The sequence below is a fragment of the Schaalia dentiphila ATCC 17982 genome (genome assembly GCF_000154225.1).
GTDB lineage: Bacteria > Actinomycetota > Actinomycetes > Actinomycetales > Actinomycetaceae > Pauljensenia > Pauljensenia dentiphila.
In genome coordinates this window covers 124,833-142,942 of sequence record NZ_DS264586.1, presented here as the reverse complement: position 1 = coordinate 142,942, position 18,110 = coordinate 124,833, and the positions used below count along the sequence as shown (strand labels likewise).

General features: G+C 66.4%; 16 protein-coding genes. 12 read left to right on the top strand and 4 right to left on the bottom strand.

Annotated elements, in window-relative coordinates:
- Positions 1 to 2: 2 nt before the first annotated feature.
- Positions 3 to 1,106: a glycosyltransferase gene (locus ACTODO_RS00580; protein WP_003790174.1), complete on the bottom strand. Its 1,104-nt coding sequence runs from the start codon at positions 1,104 to 1,106 to the stop codon at positions 3 to 5.
- Between the two features lie 90 nt (positions 1,107 to 1,196).
- On the opposite strand from ACTODO_RS00580, the gene ACTODO_RS00575 reads away from it, so the two are divergent.
- Positions 1,197 to 2,480: a lipopolysaccharide biosynthesis protein gene (locus ACTODO_RS00575; protein WP_003790171.1), complete on the top strand. Its 1,284-nt coding sequence runs from the start codon at positions 1,197 to 1,199 to the stop codon at positions 2,478 to 2,480.
- A gap of 21 nt (positions 2,481 to 2,501) precedes the next feature.
- On the opposite strand, the gene ACTODO_RS00570 is transcribed toward ACTODO_RS00575, so the two are convergent.
- Positions 2,502 to 3,698: a glycosyltransferase family 4 protein gene (locus ACTODO_RS00570; RefSeq protein ID WP_003790169.1), complete on the bottom strand. Its 1,197-nt coding sequence runs from the start codon at positions 3,696 to 3,698 to the stop codon at positions 2,502 to 2,504.
- Here ACTODO_RS00570 and ACTODO_RS00565 point away from each other — a divergent pair.
- The 8 genes from ACTODO_RS00565 to ACTODO_RS00530 all read left to right on the top strand — a co-directional run bounded on the left by ACTODO_RS00565 (position 3,691) and on the right by ACTODO_RS00530 (position 13,035).
- Positions 3,691 to 4,995, top strand: a complete 1,305-nt coding sequence (locus ACTODO_RS00565) for a nucleotide sugar dehydrogenase (protein WP_003790166.1) — start codon at positions 3,691 to 3,693, stop codon at positions 4,993 to 4,995. The genes ACTODO_RS00570 and ACTODO_RS00565 overlap by 8 nt on opposite strands.
- Positions 4,989 to 6,170 carry a glycosyltransferase gene (locus ACTODO_RS00560; RefSeq protein ID WP_003790164.1) on the top strand — a complete coding sequence of 394 codons (1,182 nt, stop codon included), beginning with the start codon at positions 4,989 to 4,991 and terminating at the stop codon, positions 6,168 to 6,170. The genes ACTODO_RS00565 and ACTODO_RS00560 overlap by 7 nt, the downstream gene beginning before the upstream one ends.
- Before the next feature lie 213 nt (positions 6,171 to 6,383).
- Positions 6,384 to 8,444 (top strand): N-acetylmuramoyl-L-alanine amidase, encoded by a 2,061-nt coding sequence (locus tag ACTODO_RS00555; RefSeq protein ID WP_003790162.1) that lies wholly within the window; start codon positions 6,384 to 6,386, stop codon positions 8,442 to 8,444.
- 218 nt (positions 8,445 to 8,662) lie between these two features.
- Positions 8,663 to 9,943, top strand: coding sequence for a CorA family divalent cation transporter (locus ACTODO_RS00550; RefSeq protein WP_003790156.1), 1,281 nt, complete (start codon positions 8,663 to 8,665; stop codon positions 9,941 to 9,943).
- On the top strand, positions 9,940 to 10,833 hold the full coding sequence (locus tag ACTODO_RS10285; RefSeq protein WP_003790155.1) for an NUDIX domain-containing protein: 894 nt from the start codon (positions 9,940 to 9,942) through the stop codon (positions 10,831 to 10,833). The genes ACTODO_RS00550 and ACTODO_RS10285 overlap by 4 nt, the downstream gene beginning before the upstream one ends.
- Positions 10,830 to 11,324, top strand: coding sequence for an HD domain-containing protein (locus ACTODO_RS00540; RefSeq protein WP_003790153.1), 495 nt, complete (start codon positions 10,830 to 10,832; stop codon positions 11,322 to 11,324). The genes ACTODO_RS10285 and ACTODO_RS00540 overlap by 4 nt, the downstream gene beginning before the upstream one ends.
- Positions 11,325 to 11,662: 338 nt before the next feature.
- Positions 11,663 to 12,175 (top strand): helix-turn-helix domain-containing protein, encoded by a 513-nt coding sequence (locus tag ACTODO_RS00535; RefSeq protein WP_034511730.1) that lies wholly within the window; start codon positions 11,663 to 11,665, stop codon positions 12,173 to 12,175.
- Positions 12,175 to 13,035 (top strand): IS3 family transposase, encoded by an 861-nt coding sequence (locus ACTODO_RS00530; protein ID WP_003790148.1) that lies wholly within the window; start codon positions 12,175 to 12,177, stop codon positions 13,033 to 13,035. Before ACTODO_RS00535 ends, ACTODO_RS00530 begins: the two co-directional genes overlap by 1 nt.
- 76 nt (positions 13,036 to 13,111) lie before the next feature.
- On the opposite strand, the gene ACTODO_RS00525 is transcribed toward ACTODO_RS00530, so the two are convergent.
- Positions 13,112 to 14,539: a sugar nucleotide-binding protein gene (locus ACTODO_RS00525; protein ID WP_003790143.1), complete on the bottom strand. Its 1,428-nt coding sequence runs from the start codon at positions 14,537 to 14,539 to the stop codon at positions 13,112 to 13,114.
- A 195-nt stretch (positions 14,540 to 14,734) separates the two neighbouring features.
- Here ACTODO_RS00525 and rfbA point away from each other — a divergent pair, with 195 nt between their 5' ends.
- Genes rfbA through ACTODO_RS00510 form a run of 3 tightly spaced genes read left to right on the top strand, consistent with a single transcriptional unit; the run spans position 14,735 to position 16,752 of the window.
- Positions 14,735 to 15,607 (top strand): glucose-1-phosphate thymidylyltransferase RfbA, encoded by an 873-nt coding sequence (gene rfbA / locus ACTODO_RS00520; RefSeq protein ID WP_003790141.1) that lies wholly within the window; start codon positions 14,735 to 14,737, stop codon positions 15,605 to 15,607.
- A complete protein-coding gene (locus tag ACTODO_RS00515; protein WP_003790139.1) occupies positions 15,608 to 16,363 on the top strand; it encodes a glycosyltransferase family 2 protein in 756 nt (251 codons plus the stop codon).
- Positions 16,360 to 16,752 carry a DUF2304 domain-containing protein gene (locus tag ACTODO_RS00510; RefSeq protein WP_003790136.1) on the top strand — a complete coding sequence of 131 codons (393 nt, stop codon included), beginning with the start codon at positions 16,360 to 16,362 and terminating at the stop codon, positions 16,750 to 16,752. The genes ACTODO_RS00515 and ACTODO_RS00510 overlap by 4 nt, the downstream gene beginning before the upstream one ends.
- A 108-nt stretch (positions 16,753 to 16,860) precedes the next feature.
- On the opposite strand, the gene ACTODO_RS00505 is transcribed toward ACTODO_RS00510, so the two are convergent.
- Positions 16,861 to 18,042: a phosphotransferase gene (locus tag ACTODO_RS00505; RefSeq protein ID WP_003790135.1), complete on the bottom strand. Its 1,182-nt coding sequence runs from the start codon at positions 18,040 to 18,042 to the stop codon at positions 16,861 to 16,863.
- Positions 18,043 to 18,110 lie beyond the last annotated feature (68 nt).

Sequence of the window (18,110 nt, the reverse complement as noted above, 5' to 3'; positions counted from 1 at the left end):
CGCTACCGCGTCACGTCGGCGTAGATCGCGCGCAGCTGATCCGCAGATCCGCGCAGCGAGCGCTCATGTGTCACCCACGCCCGGCACGCCGCCCCGCGATCCGCGCGTTCGTCCTCGGACCAAGCCAATGCCTCGTCGATGGAGCGAGCGAGAGCGTCCGGCGATCGTTCATCCGAGAGTATTGAGGCCCCGGGCGCGATCATCTCCGGTGTTCCGCCCGTGCGATATGCGATGACGGGAACGCCGCACGCCTGCGCTTCGAGCAGCACGAGTCCCGCAGCCTCCTGCCGCCCCTGCGTCGGCTTCGTGGGCAGGACGAGGACGCGGGTGCGGCGCATCCAGTCGCGCACCCCCTCACGATCCAGTCGGCCCGTGAACGTCACGTGGGCGGGTGCGTGCGCGCGCAGTGCGGGTGCCAGCGGCCCGTCGCCCACGAGGACGAGGCGATGCGGGCGGCGCCCCACGAGGGTGGCGGACGCCCGGGCCAGGTCGTCCACCCCCTTGAGATGGCTGAGCGCGCCCACGAACAGGACGATGGGTTCCTCGCGCGACTCTGTTGTGTTCGAGGCAGACGTCCACCAGTGCGTGTCCACGCCCTGATAGTGCACGCTCAGGCGCTCCGGATCTGCTCCCGCGCCTAAGGTGACGTCTGCCAGGTAACGGGAGACAGCCAGCAGCCGGCTCGCTCCCTCAAAGGCGGCCGTGCGGTTGCGTGCGTTCCACGCGGCGCCCGCGCCGCGCCCGAGCCTCGGGTAGGCGTCCCCGCCGTGGAGCGTCACCACGAGGGGCACCCCCGTCTCCCGCGCAGCTCCCACAGCCGGCAGGGACCAGGTCGCCTGGTGCTGGTGAATGACGTCCGGATTCCAGGCGGTGATCGCGCGGCGCATCTGTCCCATGCCTCGTGCCTGTGCGGTCACGCGAAGCGGGAGGGGACTGCCGAGCGCGCGCGGAGCGGCCTCGTTGATGGGGACCGTGACGGTCGGATCGGTGATGCGCGCCGCGAGTGTGAAAGCCCGCCAATCGAGCTCCGGCATCGCGAGGGCGTGCGAGAGTGCGAAGTAGGTCGGAGGAACCAGCAGGGTTCCCTTCGTCAGGGCGACCCTCATGAGTACCACCCGAGGGTGGGCGTGGATCGGTGAGCGGGCATGCCACCATCCTAGGGGCAAGCCGCGCGCCCCAGGTGATTAAATGAGTCCATGATGAACGCACCTGCCCGCCCCGCCCGCTCGGGCGTCCTCGCGCAGGTGCTCACCCTCCTTGGCGGTACCCTCCTCGCTCAGGTTATCGCCTTCGTTGCTCAGATCGGCATCGCCCGCCTCTACACGGACACGGACCTGGGCTACCTGGGAATCTTTACCTCCGCCGCCACGCTCGGCGCGGCCGTCGCGGGCGCCCGCTTCGACCTCAGCATCGTCCTGCCCGCCCCCGGGGACGAGGCCTCGGCTCGGTCCCTGGCCGGCCTCGCTTCGCGCTGCGTGCTGGTCGCCTCCGCACTGGCCACCCTGATTGCGGCCGCCGCATGGCCGTGGGTGAGCGCGCGCTACGGAAGCGCGCTCGCGGGGTGGATGCTCGCCGTTGGGGTCTCCATCCTGTTCCTGGCGCAGGGGCAGGTGTGCTCCTACTGGCTGACTCGCCACCGGCGGTTCCAGGTGATTGCGAGCTCATCCGTGGTGCGTGCCCTTGGGATCGCGGTCCTGCAGCTGGTGTGCGGTTTCGTGGCTGGGGGCGGCCTGGGTGCAGCGATTGGGGCGACGATCGCGGGCCAGGGTATCGCCGTCGCCTACCTGTCGTGGCGCGCCCGCGACGCCCGCGAACGTCAGGACACCGATCCGACCCTTCGCGAGGTTGCCTCGCGCTACCGCAAGATGGCCCTCGTGGGTGTGCCCAACGTCGTCGTCGACGCGCTGCGCACGAGCACTATCCCGATGCTTATCGCCACGTATTCAGTGGCTGCGCTTGGCCAATTCAACTTGGCGTGGCTGGCACTGCAGGCCCCGGTCGCCCTCATCGCGGGGGCGCTGTCGCAGGTGTACCTGCCGCGCCTGTCGGACACCCCTCCCGGTGAGATGACCCGCGTCGCCCTGCGCGTCGGTGGCATTGCGTTGGCCTGCTCGATCCCGGTGTTCGCCCTGCTCGCGTGGGTGAGCCCTGCGATCTTCCCCTTCGTGTTCGGGGCGCGCTGGGAGGCGGCCGGGTACTTCGCGCGATCCCTGGCCCCCTGGCTGGCCCTCACGGTCGCGACCTCGCCGCTGTCGAACGTGTTCGTTGCGACTTACCACCAGCGCCGCATGCTGGCCTTTGCGTGCGTGTATTGCGCGGCACCGCTGGCGTGGCTCGCGTGTAGCCCCTATGGCGTGGAGACCACGGTTGCGGTGCTCGGAGCCCTCATGGCCGTTCTGCTGGTGGGGATGCTCCTCATGGCGGTCGTGACTGCACGCGCTTACGACCGGGGTGACGTCACGCGCCCAGTGACCGCGTGAAACCCTTGTGAAACCTGTGTTTCACCGGCGGGCTCGCGCGGCGAGTGCCCGCTCGTAGGCCTCACGCAGGCGCGTGGCTCCCTCCTCCCAGGTGGGAATCGTGGGAGCGATGAAAGCCGCGATGTCCTTTCGCGTGATGCGCTCCAGGGCGCTGACGAGCTCGCGCTGTGGATCCTCCAGCACCCACGTGTCGGCCTGATCTCCCAGGTAGCGGCGGGCCTCGGACAGGGGAGAACACAGCGCAGGTACACCGGCCGCGAAGGCCTCCATCATCTTGTTGGGCGTGGACATGCGGTGTGACAGGCACCCGGACTCGATGAGACACAGCGCCACGTCAGCCCCGCGCGTCATAGCCAGAACCTGGTCCGGCTCCACGGGAGGCAGGCGGTGGATGTTCGGGTGGGTCGCAGCCGCACGCTCAACCTCGGGCAGCAGGGCACCCGCGCCGACGAAGACGACGTGCGCGTTCTGAACCTGCTCAAACGCGCGCAGAATCAACGGAATGTTGCGCCCGGGCGCCAGGTATCCCGAATGGAGGTACAGGAGAGCGTCCTGCGGGATCCCCAGCTGCCCGCGCAGGTCGATGACCCCATCCGAGCCCGTCGGAGCGTTCGTCACCACCACGGGTTCGACGCCAGGGTAGGCCTCGCGGTACCACTGCGCGATCGTCTCGTTGACCACGGACACCACGTCCGCGCGGTGGATATAGCGGCGCTCAATCACGCGCTGGAGGCGCTGGCGTAGGCCCGCCGACCCTACCGTCTCCGTCTCCAGTTCGTGCGCGTTGTACGCAAACACCGCGCCCGTGCGCCGCGCCAACGCGTGCGCGAGGGGCAGCAGGAACAGGTTCTGCGCGGAGACTGCGGCGACACGCTGCCTCGCGAACCGCCGGTACACGCGCGCCCCCCACGCGCCGACGACCCTCGGACCACCCAGGGGCGCGCCCAGGGACGTGCCCCGAATCCGGGTGAGGTACACGGTGGGGGCCACGGCCTCGTCCGTGGGAAGCCCGCCCTGATCGATTCCGACAACGTGGGTCTGCGAGAAAAGCGGGGACAGGGAACGCGCAATCTTCATCAGGCGACCGGGCGAGGCCAGGTTCGACGGGTAGAGCAGGAGATTCAGCGCGCGATCCACGCCCCCATTGTAGGTGGGGAGGGGCACTACACTGGAGGGGAACAGCGAGGCCGGAGACGGAAAGGGGAGCCGCATGCGCATCGCGGTTGTCGGCATGGGCAAGATCGGGTTGCCGCTGGCGGTGCACTACGCGCGCGGCGGGCACACCGTCGTCGGCGTGGACGTGAACCCCCGCGTGGTCGCCCTCATTAACGAGGGGGTCGAACCCTTCCCGGGCGAGGCGCACCTGGCCGAGTACCTGCCCCCGCTTGCCTCCTCCGGCGCTCTGCGCGCCACGACCGAGTACGCCGAGGCGATCCCCGGCGCAGACACGGTTGTCATGGTCGTGCCGCTCGTCGTCGATAACGAGAGCCGCCCCGACTTCCGCGTCATGGACGCCGCCACCCGCTCGATGGCCGCCCACCTGACGCCCGGCACCCTCGTCTCCTACGAAACCACCCTGCCCGTGGGCACGACGCGCGGACGATACAAGCCCCTCATCGAGGAGGTCTCCGGCCTGATCGAGGGCTGCGACTTCGACGTCGTGTTCTCGCCCGAGCGTGTCCTCACCGGCCGGGTTTTCGCCGACCTGGCGCGCTATCCGAAGCTCGTGGGGGGCCTCAGCGAAGCCGGCGAGGCGCGCGGCGTTTCCTTCTACGAGGCCGTCCTCTCCTTCGATGAGCGCGACGACCTGCCGCGCCCCAACGGCGTGTGGCCTATGGGTGGGGCCGAGGCCGCTGAAATGGCCAAGCTCGCTGAGACCACCTACCGGGACGTCAATATCGGCCTGGCCAACCAGTTCGCGCGCTATGCGGACGCGATCGGCATCAACGTCGCTCGCGTGATCGAGGCCTGCAACTCCCAGCCGTACTCCCACATCCACCGGCCCGGCATTGCGGTCGGCGGCCACTGCATCCCCGTCTACCCGCGCCTGTACCTGGCCGGTGACCCGGACGCGACCATCGTGTCCGCGGCCCGCGCCGCCAACGCAGATATGCCCGCCTACGCGGTTTCCCGCGCCTCTGCCCTGCTCGGTTCCCTTGAGGGTCTGCGCGTCGCGGTCCTGGGTGCCTCCTACCGCGGCGGGGTCAAGGAAACCGCCTTCTCCGGCGTCTTCGGCGTCGTCGACGCGCTGCGCGAGGCCGGGGCGCAGGTGAGCGTGCACGATCCGCTGTATGCCGATGACGAGCTGGCAGCCTTCGGGTGGGACGCCTACCACCTCGGCGAGCCGGTGGATGTCGCCATCATCCAGGCCGACCACGCCGCCTACCGGAACCTGGTCCCCGCCGACCTGCCCGGCGTGCGCCTCCTCGTCGACGGCCGCGCCATCACCTCACCCGAGGCCTGGGCCGGCACCCCGCGCATCACCGTCGGTGGGGGAAGCGCTCCCGCATGCTAGTCACTCTCGCGACCCGCACCTTTACACCCGAGCCGACGGCCGCCGCGCTGCGCCTCGGGGCACTCGCCCGCGCGCTCGCCGCAGGCGGAGACAGGGTCCGGGTCCTCACGTCGCGCCTGGCTCCCTCCGTCGCCAGCGACGCCCGCCGGCTCGCAGACGGTGGTGTTGATGCGGGGGAGGGCGCCGGCCTCGTCGAGGTTCGCCGCGCTCCCGTCCTGCGCGACCGCACGGGAGCGGTACGCGGATACGTCTCCTATATGTCTTTCGACCTGCCCCTCATCGCCCGACTGCTCGCCGGTCCGCGCCCCGACGTGGTGGTCTCCGAGCCTCCGCCGACGACCGGAGCAGCCGTCCGTATTGCGTGCGCGGCGCGCCGCGTCCCCTACGTCTACTACTGCGCCGACATTGTCTCGGATGCCGCCGTGCTCGCGGGTGTGCCCGGCCTCGTGGTGCGCACGGTCGCGGGACTGGAGTCTTTTGCGCTGCGCGGTGCCCGCCGCGTCATCGCCGTGTCAGATGGGGTCGCCCGCCGCGCGCGCGATATGGGTGCGCGCGATGTCGCGGTCGTTCCCAACGGCGTGCGCGTGCCCGAGGCCGTGGCTACCGGCACCCCGGAAGGATTCCCCACCTGCGGCGGCCCCTTCTTCGTCTACGCGGGCACGGTCGCCCAGTGGCTGGCCCCCGAGGTCTTCGTCGATGCCTTCGAGCGCGCGCGAGCGCGGCTCGGGGACGCGCGCCTCGTGTTCGTGGGGCAGGGGAGCGGATGGGATGCCGTCACCGAGCGCTCGCGAGGTGTGGCCGGCGTCGAAATGATCCCCGCAGTCAGTGCCGAGGAGGCGGACCGGTGGATGGCGCGAGCCACCGCGACGCTCGCCTCGCTGCGACCGGGTGGATACGACTACGCCTACCCGACGAAAATCCTCGCCTCCCTCGCGCAGGGCACTCCCGTCATTTACGCGGGGCCCGGTCAGGCTGCCCGTGACATCGCAGAGGGGAAACTCGGAGTCGCGTGCAACCTCAACGCCGATGAGGTTGCCGAGGCCATGGTTGGTCTCGCGTCGGGGACTGCCGCCTGGGTGGGTGCTGAGGGTGCGCGCGCCTGGGTGAGCATGCATCGGTCAGTCGAGGCCTCGTCGCGCGCTGCGGCCGCGGTGGTTCGGTCGGCGCTCGCGTAGGCCTTCGGCTTTTCTCCCTCGGGCTGACGTGGTTGTGCGTCGGTGCGTCCTGATGTGATTGCGCATTGGCGGAGGGGCGCCTGCCTCGTCTCGCATCTATAAAGCTAACGTTTTAGTTTGTGTGAGTTCATGTATGTAACTATTTTCATGTTTACAGTTACAACATAAACATCTACAATCACGACTGTCACATCAGCAACTTGAAGGATCACTATGCGCTCCTCGTGGAGGACCATCGTCGCCGGGCTCAGCCTGGCCCTCGGCGCAGCCGCAGCGGCCCTCGTGCCGCCCGCGCACGCAGCTGGCATCACGATCGCCATCGACCCCGGGCACGGCGGCTCCGACCCCGGCGCGGTCGCAAACGGCCTGCGTGAGAAGGACCTGACCCTCGCGGTCTCGCTGGCCCTGAAGGAAGAGCTGGAAAGCTACGACGGTGTCCGCGTCGTCATGACCCGCACAACGGACACCCGTCCCTCGGAGAACATCAGCACCGACCTGTCCCGCCGCGTTGAGATGGCGGCCGCGGAGGATGCGGACGCCCTCGTCTCCATCCACTTCAACTCGGCCTCGCCCATCGCGAAGGGTGCGGAGGTCTGGTACGCGAACTCTTCCTCATACAACTACGGCACCCACACGCAGGGACGTACCCTGTCGAACGCTATCCAGAAGCAGCTGACCGGCCTCGGGCTGTCTGATCGCGGCATCAAGACGCGTGACAACCCCTACTACAACTACCCGGACGGCTCGACCGGCGACTACTACGCGATCATCCGCCAGGCTCGCGAAGAGAACATGACCGGCGTCATTGTCGAGCATGCCTTCCTCACCTCGACGACCGATGCCGCCCTCCTGCGCAACGAGAGCTTCGTGCGCTCCCTCGGTGTCGCCGACGCGACCGGCATCGCCCAGGCCTACGGGCTGAGCAAGGGCACCTGGCGCGCAGCCGGGGACTCCTGGAGCTTCATCTCCAACGGCGTGGCCAAGACCGGCTGGTTCTCTGCCGGTGGTCGCTGGTACTGGGCCGGCTCCAACAAGCAGACGATCCGCGGATGGTCCACCATCAACGGACGCCGCTACTTCTTCGATGAATCCACCGCCATGGTGACGGGCTGGAAGAAGGAAAGCGGCAAGTGGTACTACCTGCGTCCTGATGGCGACATGGCCACCGGCTGGGTGAAGGTCGCCGGCTCCTGGTACTACATGAACGCTGACGGCGTCATGGTCACCGGCTGGCTCAAGGATGGCAACAACTGGTACTGGCTGCGCGCCGACGGTGCGGCTGCGATTGGCTGGACCAACGTTGATGGCGCCTGGTACCTCTTCGAGGACGACGCGCGCATGCTCACCGGCTGGCAGCTGACTGAGGATGACAACCGCTGGTACTACATGCGTTCAAGCGGCCAGATGGTCACCGGCTGGCTCCTCGACGCCGGCAAGTGGTACTACCTGGATGATGAGGGCGCCATGATGACCGGCTGGACCAAGGTGGGTGACACCTGGTACCACCTGAACTCTTCCGGCGCGATGAGCACCGGCTGGCTCCTGGACGGCGCCTGGTACTGGCTGGACCCGAACTCGGGCGCCATGGCGACGGGCACGGTCACCGTTGACGGCCGCGCATCGAACTTCGCTTCCTCCGGCGCATGGCTCGGCTACGCGGACGGCAGCGACGCCCCGGTGGCCTCCCGCAGCGCCTCGCGCAGCGCTTCCGTCACGAACGCGTCCGGTCAGCGCCTCATCATGAGTGCACCCACCGCCTCGCGCGCGGAAATTATCGACGCGATGGAAGACGCCTGGGATCAGGCCGGCTACAGCTACCCGAGCGCCCTGGCGGCTGGCGGTGCGCCGACGATCCGCGACTTCGCGTCCATCGTCTACGACGAGGCCGTGGCCGAGGGTGTGTCCCCCGAGCTGGTCTTCGTCCAGGCGATGAAGGAAACGGGCTGGCTGCGCTTCGGCGGCGACGTGACCGTCAACCAGTACAACTTCTCCGGCATTGGCGCGGTCGGCGGCGGCGCGAAGGGCGCCTCCTTCCCGGATGTTCGCACGGGCATCCGCGCCCAGGTCCAGCACCTGCGCGCCTACGCGGACTCCTCGGTGACCACGGCGTCGCTCGCAAACACGGTCGTCGACCCGCGCTTCACCTACGTGCGCAAGGGCGCGGCCCCCGTGGTCGAGTACCTGGGCATTCAGGAGAACCCCAACCGCACCGGCTGGGCCGCTGCCAAGAACTATGGCTACGACCTGGTGTCCATGATGAAGGCGTACTTCTGAGAGTTCTTCTGTGACGAGGCCGGGGCCGGCTGCGCGATTCAGCGTGGCTGGCCCCGGCCTCGTTTATCTGCGGCGCGCACATATGTTGCGCTCCGGCGCGGTATCCGCGCGAGCGATTACAATCGCAAAGAGCGGTCTGTCCCCACGGTCTCGGGCCGCGGGCCGCCTGAGCTGCGGACAACTACGTGTCAACGACTGTGAATGGAGGTGCCCGGGCGATGAGCTCCTACAGCAAGACGTACGCGTCTGATCCTCAGCTCTGGGACGCGGGCCCAAGCTTCCTGCTCAAGTGCCAGTACGCGGATGGGACGCAGGCAGTCGTTCTGTCCGGATGGCACCGCCGGGCCATGGAGTTCGAGAATCCGATGGTTCTGCCCCCACTGGACGATGGCGAGAGCTACCGGTACTGCTCCATCGACGCGGAAACCCATCGCGAGGACCCGTGGAGCGATATCGACAGGTACGAGCTCGAGGTGTCGCTCGATGGTGCACACGACGGCGAAATCTCCTCGCTCCTCGAAAAGCTCATGGCGCCGACCGTCGCTCACGCGCTGATGGCTTCCATGCCGGAGATGATCCAGCGGGTGTCTGCGAACAAAACGAACGTGCCCCTGCAGATCGATGCCGACACGCGGATCACGTACGTCGATCTGCTGACCCAGAACCTGCCGGCCCGTTCCGGCGATACTTCCGAGCCGCTTCGTGCCCTTCATCGCTGGTGCCGGATTTTCGATATGGGCAACGGCACCGTCTCGATCTACCAGCCGGTTTCGCCAGACCAGCTCGACAACCTTCGCTGGCCGCACAACGGCATCTGGCTGAACCGCGGGCAGGCATACTTCACCGAGCTGTCGGACGTGGGCAACATCGTTGAGGCGTTCTCGATCCCCATCAAGTACGAGCAATACAACCTCGAGAACTGGCGGATTGAGTTCGAATTCTGGGAGAACGAACCGTTCCAGATCATGATCAGCGACGACTCGGAAGAAGCCGCGCAGCGCCTCGGGCGGGCGCAGCGAGAAATCGGCGTGCTCTCGCAGTTCGTGACCACGGCGTTCCTCGTGTCCAGGAACCTCGAGCGCCGTTCCAAGGTCAACGAACTCGTGACCGGGAACGAGGCCCTGCAGGGCCTCGCGACGTGCAAGGTCGCCGAACTCAAGGCGACGATCGAAGAGTACCGACGGCTGCTCGAGCGGGCGTCCGGCCTGCTCGCGAACACCGCTCAGTCCGTCCAGGCCGTCGCGAACCAGGAAAACGCCGAGGCCGCAGAACGAACGAACACGTTCCTCACCTTCGCGTCCGCAGTCTTTTTCGTCCCGACGCTCATCATCTCTTTCTTCTCGATGTCCATCATTGGGCTCAACCAGGGCGAAACTCTTCCCTCGCTCTGGTTCGTGCTCGCCCTGTGCCTGGCGAGTGTGGTCGTTGCGATCGGCGTTCTCGTTGTCTTGAGGCGCCAGCTGAGGAAGAGTCGACACAAGGCCCCAAGGAGGCGATGACGATGTTCTCCACCATCACGTCAGGCGAGATCCGGCAGGCGCTGGAGCAAGTGTCGCGCCAGTACCTGGCGGGCAACCTCTCTCGGCCGCAGGCGGTCGCGCACTACGACACGAGCGATCTTGAAATCGGGATCACGTCCTATTCCGACGACGCATGCGAGCAGCCGCACTTTCATACGCAGGCCACCGAGTACCAGTACATGCTGTCCGGGTGGACACAGTACCTGGATACGGACACCGGCGAGGAGTATGAGTTCCGCTCGGGCGACTTCTACGTCATTGAACCCGGAACGACCTACGCGCAGCGCTCGAAGCGGGGGACGCAGATCCTCTTCATCAAGGTTCCCTCCACGAACGACAAGAACGTCGTCACCCCGGGCCCGGATGTCGAGGCGTGGCTCGCCTCGTCCCTGACGACGACGCGCGTGGACTACTCCCACGCTCCCGATGCGCCGGCCGCCAACTCGATCGTCCCCGCCGCAGCGGTCGCCATCGAGTGCGAGGGTTGTATTCTCATGCTCCAGCGCCGGGACAGTGGGAACTGGACGCTCCCGGGCGGCACCCTCGAATTCGGCGAAAGCCTCGCCGATTGCGCGGTCCGCGAGCTCAAGGAGGAGACCGGCCTTGATGTGCGGGTGACGGGGATTGTCGGCACCTACACAGACCCGGATGTGCGCATCGCATACTCCGACGGGGAAGTGCGCCAGGAGTTCACCGTCGTCTTTCACGGGGTGTCCGAGGGCCACGAGGTGTCCCTCGACTCTGAATCCACGGGTTTCCGATGGGTGTCGAAGGACGAGCTCCTCGATCTGCGCCTCGCGGACTCTCAGCGTCGCAGGCTCGAGGACCTCCTGCGGTATCTGGCCGACGGCACGCAAAGGATCGCATGATGAATGACTCGACGCCGGCAATCGGCATGGACGACAACCGCTTGCGCCACTGCCGCGGCGTGGGCATGAAGGCCTCCGAGCTGGGGCGCGCCCTGTTTGGGTGGTCGGACGACAAGTGCCGCGAGATGTTCGTGATGGGCTACCTGCACGATGTCGGCTATCAATTCGCTCAGGAACAGTCAGAGCACGAGGAACTCGGAGGTGCGCTGCTGCGCTCCCTGGGGTTCGCGTACTGGGCGGAGATTTTCCATCACGGCGATCCCGACAGCGACTACCAGTCGGATGAGCTCCTGGTGCTTAACCTGGCGGACATGTTGACGTCGAAGGACGGTAGCGCCTCGACCATCCCTGCGCGCCTGACGGACATCGCGAGTCGCTACGGCGTCGAATCAACGCAGTACGTGGCGGCGAAGAAGCTCGCAGACGTGCTCGTCGCTCAAGTGAAGGAGATCCACGGTTCACAGGAGATCCTCAGCCAGCTCGTCTCGTGAGCAGCGATGTGCTGGAGTGGCCGCAGGCTTCCTCAGCTTCCTGAGGCTGAGCGCATGTGGATAGGTTATGCGCATCTGGATAGGTTACTGAGTTCTGGATAGCTTATTTTCCTATCCAGAACGTCGTTTCCTATCCACAACAACGGTTCCTATCCAGAATCGCGCTCGGCTGGCGAGCTGGGGAGCGACACACGTGAAAATCCCGCGGAGTCGAACGTGCGCGACAATGAGCGCGCCTCCATGAGTAACCCAGTATGTGCGAGGCCCCGGACGCTTTTCTGAACTGCCTCCCGTTTCTTGGACATCGAAATTGAAGTCCAGGGAATGGGAGGCTTTTCGTGTCTGTGGATCTGGGGTTGAGGCATGATCGTTTGCTTCGGGAGCAGGCGGTGGAGATGTTTGAGAGGGGGTTTGGCTACGGTTTGACCGCCAGGAGGCTTGGTGTGTGTGCCGAGACTGTGAGAGAGTGGCAGAAGATGTACCGCGTGATCGGGAGGGGCGGGCTTCTTGCCATGGGAGTAAAGCGGGCCAGATACGACTATGAGACCAAGGTCGCCGCAGCGAGGGCCGTGGTTGATGGTGGGATGAGTAAGCCTGAGGCGATGGTGCGTTTCGGTATTGCGAGCGCGACACCGCTGAAGAATTGGTGCAGGCTGTACCGCGAGGGCGGCGCGCAGGCGCTTAAGCCCAAGCCCAAGGGCAGGCCGAAGGGGTCGGTGCGGGCGGTGCCACCAACGCGTGAGGAGGAACTCGAAGTGCGCGTGCGCAAGCTCGAGGCGCAGGTGGCGTACCTAAAAAAATCGATTGCCCTGAAGGCGCAGAGGCGCTCCCAAACCGGGACAAAGCCCTAGTGGTTGCCGAGCTTTCAGGGCGCGGACACGCGGTAGGTGATCTCCTTGAGGCCGCCGGTCTTGCCAGGTCGAGCTACTACTACGCGCTGGCTCACCCCCAGCAGCCAACCAGGGCGTATCTGCGGCCCAAGGTCGCCCAGATCTTTTCGCGAACCCCCAACGGGTGCGGTCACAGGCAGGTAGCCATGTGCCTGCGCGCTGAGGAAGGGGAGCGCATCGCCGATAAGACGGTCTTGAAGATGATGGGCGAAATGGGGCTGCGCTGCGCCATACGCCGCGAGAGGGCCTACCACAGGTACAACTCCTACAAGGGGGACGTGGGACACAGCTTCGACAACATCATCGGCCGCGACTTTAAGGCCGATGGGCCCTGGCAGAAAATGGGTACCGATGTCACCGAGTTCAAGCTCTCCTTCGGTAAGGCCTACCTCGCTCCGGTCTACGACTTTGCCAGCAAAGAGATCGTGGCCCACTCCATCTCGATGCGCCCCAACCTCGCCCAACAACAAGAGATGCTCCAGATGCTCATAGATGCCAAGCCCGCAGGAGCTGAGCCGATCTTGCACTCGGACATGGGATGGCAGTACCAGCACGAGACCTACATCAGTGCGCTCGCCGATAACGGTTTCATCCAGAGCATGTCACGCACAGGCAACTGCATCGACAATGGCGCCACCGAGCAGGTTTTCGGGCACCTCAAGGACGAGTTCTTTCGCGGCCAGGACTGGCAGACCTTCGAGAGCTTCAAAGCCGACCTCGACGCCTACATCACACACTGGAACACAACAAGACGCCAAGTAAAGCTCAAGGGCCTGACCCCGGCAGAATACCGGGATCAGGCCCTACAGGAAGCCGCATAACGGCTACCATTTAAAGCGTCCAAGTTTCGGGGCGCAGTTCATTCAGAAGCGTCCGGGGCCCTCGTACGTGTGGCGATTAGCCGCGCAGGGAAGCGACGTAGGAGTCGATGCGCTGCGAGGAATCCTCAGGGGTGAAACCCGCGGCCTTGATCTTCGTCAGGTCGAGGACGGAGGACAGCGGACGCGGAGCCACCTCGCGGCCCGCGAAGTACTCCTCCGTCGTCACCTCGGTGACGTCTTCCGGATTGCGGCCGCACAGCTCGAACACGCGCTTGGCGATCTGCGCCCAACTCATGACCGGTCCCTCGCCCGACAGGTTGTAGGTGCCAAATGGGGCGTCGCTGGTCAGCAGGTGAATAATACCCTTGGCCAGGTCGGAGGTGAAGGTCAGGCGGCCCACCTGGTCGGACACGACCGAGGGGGAGGTGCCCTGATCCGCCAGGGACACCATGGTCTTCAGGAAGTTCTTGCCGTCGCCCACAACCCAGGAGGTGCGCACAATGTAGTGCTTCGGTGTCGAGGCCACAGCGGCGTCGCCGCCCGCCTTCGACTGGCCGTACGCGCCGAGGGGAGAGGGGGCCTCGTCCTCAACGTGCACGTCCTGCGTGCCATCGAAGACGTACTCCGTCGAGATGTGGACCATCGTCGCACCGTGAGCGGTCGCCTCGCGGGCCAGGATCGCCGGGCCCGTCGAGTTCGCCTGCCAGGTCGCACGGCGACCCTCGGGCGTCTCAGCGCCGTCGACGTTCGTCCACGCCGCCGCGTTGATCACCACGTCGATGTCATCCCACGGCAGAGCGGCCACCTGCTCGGCGTTGGAGATCGATACCTCGGGTAGGTCCACGCCCGTCACCGTGAAGCCTGCCTCGGGCAGCGCGCGCATGAGCTCGCGGCCCAGCTGGCCGTTTGCGCCCGTCACGAGCGCGCGGCGACCCACGGGAGCCGGGGCAGGGAAGGGGGTCACATCGGCCATGCGCGGGTGTGCCTTGTCCTTGTCGGACAGGATGGCGCGCTCGAGCGGGATCGGCCAATCCACGGCGGCCGTCTCGTCAGCCAGGTTCAGGAAAGTGTAGCGCGCGTCCGGCGACCAGTGGTCATTGACCAGGTACGTGTAGGCCGTGTTCGGCTCCAGAGTCTGGTAGGAGTTGCCCACGCCCTTGGGGACGAACACCGCGACGCCCGGATCAATGATCGTCGTGTAGACGGTGCCGAAGGACGGGCCCTCGCGCAGGTCCACCCACGCGCCAAACACGCGACCGGTTGCAACCGACACGAACTTATCCCACGGCTCCGCGTGAATGCCTCGCGTCACGCCGACCTCGTCGTTGAACGAGATGTTGTTCTGCACGGGCTGGAAATCCGGCAGGCCCAGCGCGACCATCTTCTCGCGCTGCCAATTCTCCTTGAACCAGCCTCGGTTATCGCCGTGAACAGTCAGATCAATGCGCAAAAAGCCGGGGATCGGCGTGGTCGTAATCCCCAGGGGCTTAGCGGTGGGCGCCATGGTTCTTCCTTACGTGCGTGGTTTTTGTGCGGACGCAACATTCCATGTAAATACTATCCGATCTGCGCCCCCGCGGCGGTGTGCGCCGACCCATGGGCGCGCGCGGGGACAAAGTTGTGAAAAAATACTGTTGTATAGGGATAATTGTCAACGACGCGCGACCCACACGAGGACGCGCCGGGAAGCGGAGGCAACATGAAAGGCATCATCCTGGCGGGCGGCTCGGGCACCCGTCTCAACCCGATTACGCTGGGGACATCGAAGCAGCTCGTCCCCGTCTACGACAAGCCGATGATCTACTACCCGCTGTCGACCCTCATGCTGGCGGGCATTTCTGAGGTCCTCGTCATTACGACCCCCCACGACGCGCCGTCGTTCCACCGCCTGCTCGGCGACGGCAGCCAGCTCGGCGTCAACATCTCCTACGCTGTCCAGCACGAGCCCAACGGCCTCGCGCAGGCCTTCGTGCTCGGTGCCGATCACGTGGGTAACGACAGTGCCGCCCTGGTCCTAGGCGACAACATCTTCTACGGTCCCGGCATGGGTGCCCAGCTGCGCCGTCACGTCGACCCCGACGGCGGTGCCGTCTTCGCCTACCACGTGTCCAACCCGCGTGAGTACGGCGTCGTGGAATTCGACGAGGAGTTCAACGCGCTGTCCATCGAGGAGAAGCCCGAGCACCCCAAGTCGAACTACGCGGTGCCCGGCCTGTACTTCTACGACAACGACGTGGTCGAGATCGCCCGCAACCTCAAGCCGAGCGCGCGCGGTGAGTACGAGATCACCGACGTGAACCGCTCCTACCTCGAGGCCGGCAAGCTCAAGGTTGAGGTCCTCCCGCGCGGAACCGCGTGGCTCGACACCGGTACGTTCGACTCCCTCGCTGACGCCACCGCCTTCGTGCGTACAGTCGAGGCCCGCCAGGGCATGAAGATCGGCGCCCCCGAAGAGGTCGCGTGGCGTATGGGTTTCATTGACGACGAAGGCCTGCGTCAGCGCGCCGAACCCCTGGTCAAGTCCGGCTACGGCGCCTACCTGCTCGAGCTGCTTGAGCGAGAGGGGCGCTGAGTGAGCCGTCCCAGTGCTCAGTCCCGCCTGCTCATCGTTATTCCCGCGTGGAACGAGGAGGAGGTGCTCGGTGATGTCCTCGAGATGGTGAAGGCTGAAAAGCCTTCCTTCGCGGACATCCTCGTGGTCTCCGACGGGTCGACGGACGCGACCGCCGATATCGCGCGCGCCGCGGGCGTGGCCGTCCTTGACCTGCCGCTCAACCTGGGGGTCGGCGGCGCGATGCGCGCCGGCTTCCAGTACGCGCGGCGCGTGGGCTACGAGTATGCGTGTCAGCTCGACGCGGACGGCCAGCACGATCCGCGCGAGATTGAGACGCTCATCGAGACGGCCTCGAGCGAGCACGCGGACGTCGTCATCGGCTCGCGTTTCGCAGGTAAGGGCAGCTACCATGCGCGGGGCCCGCGCAAGTGGGCGATGAACCTCTTCTCGTTCATCCTTTCGCGCGTGTGTGAGACTCGCTTGAGCGATACGACCAGCGGTTTCAAGCTCTACGGTCCCCGCGCGCTCTCGCTCTTCGCGCACAACTACCCGGCCGAATACCTCGGTGACACGATCGGTGCGCTCGTCATTGCGGCGCGCTCGCACTTGGTCGTGCGCGAGGTCGGCGTGCAGATGCACCCGCGCGCGGGCGGCGAGCCCTCCCACAACCCGATCAAATCGGCGCTCTTCCTGGTGCAGGCGACGATGGCCCTCGCGGTCTCGCTGTCGCGTCCCGGTGAGAAGGTCGCCCCGGCGCCGGAGGAGAATGCATGAGCCCCACTTATCTGCTCGGACTGGTGTTCGCGATCATCATCTTGGTGATGGTGTTCGTCAAGATGCGTAACTCAGGTCTGAAGGAACGCTACGGCCTGTGGTGGTACTGCATCGCCTTCTTTACGGCGCTGCTGTCCATCTTCCCGCCGATCCTGAAGTGGACGGCGCTGCAGCTCGGTGTTGTCGTTCCGCTGAACCTCGGGTTCTTCCTGGCGGGGGTGGTGCTGCTGCTCCTGTCGCTGCGTTTCTCGGTGGACCTGTCGCGTTCGGATGAGGATCGACGTCGCCTGACTGAGGAGGCTGCGATCCTGCGCGTGCAGGTGGAGGATCTGCAGCGCCGCGTCGATGCTCTCGAGGCGTCCCACCGGGGGGACGGTCAGTCCCGCTGAGGCGTCGCCGCACGCAACTGAATAAACGAGGCCGGGGCCCGTCAGGTGGAAACCTGACGGGCCCCGTTTTGTGATGTGGGAGGGAGGACAGTGGACGACGCGGCGCGGTTAGTGCAGCAGCGTGCCGTCGGGGCCGAGGCTGAGGCGCTCAGTGGCGGCAGCCGGGTCGACTTCGCCCTCGGCGAGCTTGCGCTTCAGAGCCGAGGCGGGGCGCGACACCGGGACGGTGTCCTCGCTGGGGGCATCATTGTCGGTCTCGTCCGCTGCGCTCGCGGTGGGTTTCGAGGCCTCGATGGGTGAGGCGGAGGGGGATTCGACGGGGGTCAGGGAGATGCGTGCCCCCATCGCGGATGCGTGCGAGGGCAGCAGGGGCTCACCGTCGAGGTCTTTAGCCAGGTCGTCGAGCATTGAGCGGGCTTCTTCTACGATGGAGGAGTCTTCGGCGTGCAGGCCGTGCACGAGCCAGCGCACGAGCGCGATCTCGGACAGGAGCTGGGCGCGCGTGAAGACGTGCAGGTCGGTGGCGCGGCGCTCGTGGCCGTAGGTCTCGCGGAAACGGTCGAGGAAAGCGTCGGAGGCGGTGGCCTGGACCCATGCGATGTCGAGTGCGGGGTCGCCGACGTGTGCGCTGGTCCAGCCGCCGATGGCGAGGAGCGAGCCGCGCTTGACGGACAGGCAGCGCTCCTGGATATCGCCGTGGATGGGTGCGGAGGGGAAGCGCCACAGGGACACGTCCTCGAGGGCGGCCTCCCAGCGGCTCCACAGGGCAGCGGGGATGGCGACTTCGCGGGCGGCCTCGTCGAGGAGGGCGAGGTTGCGGTCGCGGCACTCGATGGCCGTGTAGCTGGGCAGGCCAATCGAGGAGAAGACGGTCTCGGGGAGGTTGTGCAGGGCCGCGAGGGCACGTCCGAGGGATGAGGGCAGCAGGGGATCGGTGTCAAGATCCTCGTCCGAGGGGGCGGTGCCGCCCGGGTCGCGGTGGACGTAGACGGTACCGCCGTCGCTGGTCTTTACCTGGCCTGCCAGGCGCGGCACGTCGAAGGGAATGTAGTCATGGTCGTGTGCCTGGCCGAGTCGATCCAGGATGCCGGAGGTCGCCTCGAGCGCGGGTCCGGAGACCTCCTCGTGGGGGGAGGTGACGATCCAGCGGTGCCCGGCGGCGTCTTCGATGCCGGTCACGGTGGAGAGCTCGTCGCTGTAGGTGGGCGGGCGCAGGGCGGTGACGCGCATGCCGGGGACGGCTGCGGTGGCCAGGGCTGCCAGTTCGAGGGGGCTCTTGCGGGAGGTCATTGCCTTAACGTATCGCGGCCTGGGCCCGGGCGCTCCTCCCCGCGCGGGCGCGAGGAGGATTGAACGAA

Excerpts from the sequence above, each read along its gene's own strand:
- ACTODO_RS00540 (WP_003790153.1), top strand. The coding sequence starts at position 10,830 with ATGATGAATGACTCGACGCCGGCAATCGGCATGGACGACAACCGCTTG.
- rfbA (WP_003790141.1), top strand. The coding sequence starts at position 14,735 with ATGAAAGGCATCATCCTGGCGGGCGGCTCGGGCACCCGTCTCAACCCG.
- ACTODO_RS00580 (WP_003790174.1), bottom strand. The coding sequence starts at position 1,106 with ATGAGGGTCGCCCTGACGAAGGGAACCCTGCTGGTTCCTCCGACCTAC.
- ACTODO_RS00565 (WP_003790166.1), top strand. The coding sequence starts at position 3,691 with ATGCGCATCGCGGTTGTCGGCATGGGCAAGATCGGGTTGCCGCTGGCG.
- ACTODO_RS00550 (WP_003790156.1), top strand. The coding sequence starts at position 8,663 with ATGAGCTCCTACAGCAAGACGTACGCGTCTGATCCTCAGCTCTGGGAC.
- ACTODO_RS00510 (WP_003790136.1), top strand. The coding sequence starts at position 16,360 with ATGAGCCCCACTTATCTGCTCGGACTGGTGTTCGCGATCATCATCTTG.
- ACTODO_RS00555 (WP_003790162.1), top strand. The coding sequence starts at position 6,384 with ATGCGCTCCTCGTGGAGGACCATCGTCGCCGGGCTCAGCCTGGCCCTC.
- ACTODO_RS00505 (WP_003790135.1), bottom strand. The coding sequence starts at position 18,042 with ATGACCTCCCGCAAGAGCCCCCTCGAACTGGCAGCCCTGGCCACCGCA.
- ACTODO_RS00560 (WP_003790164.1), top strand. The coding sequence starts at position 4,989 with ATGCTAGTCACTCTCGCGACCCGCACCTTTACACCCGAGCCGACGGCC.
- ACTODO_RS10285 (WP_003790155.1), top strand. The coding sequence starts at position 9,940 with ATGACGATGTTCTCCACCATCACGTCAGGCGAGATCCGGCAGGCGCTG.
- ACTODO_RS00570 (WP_003790169.1), bottom strand. The coding sequence starts at position 3,698 with ATGCGCATGCGGCTCCCCTTTCCGTCTCCGGCCTCGCTGTTCCCCTCC.
- ACTODO_RS00525 (WP_003790143.1), bottom strand. The coding sequence starts at position 14,539 with ATGGCGCCCACCGCTAAGCCCCTGGGGATTACGACCACGCCGATCCCC.
- ACTODO_RS00575 (WP_003790171.1), top strand. The coding sequence starts at position 1,197 with ATGATGAACGCACCTGCCCGCCCCGCCCGCTCGGGCGTCCTCGCGCAG.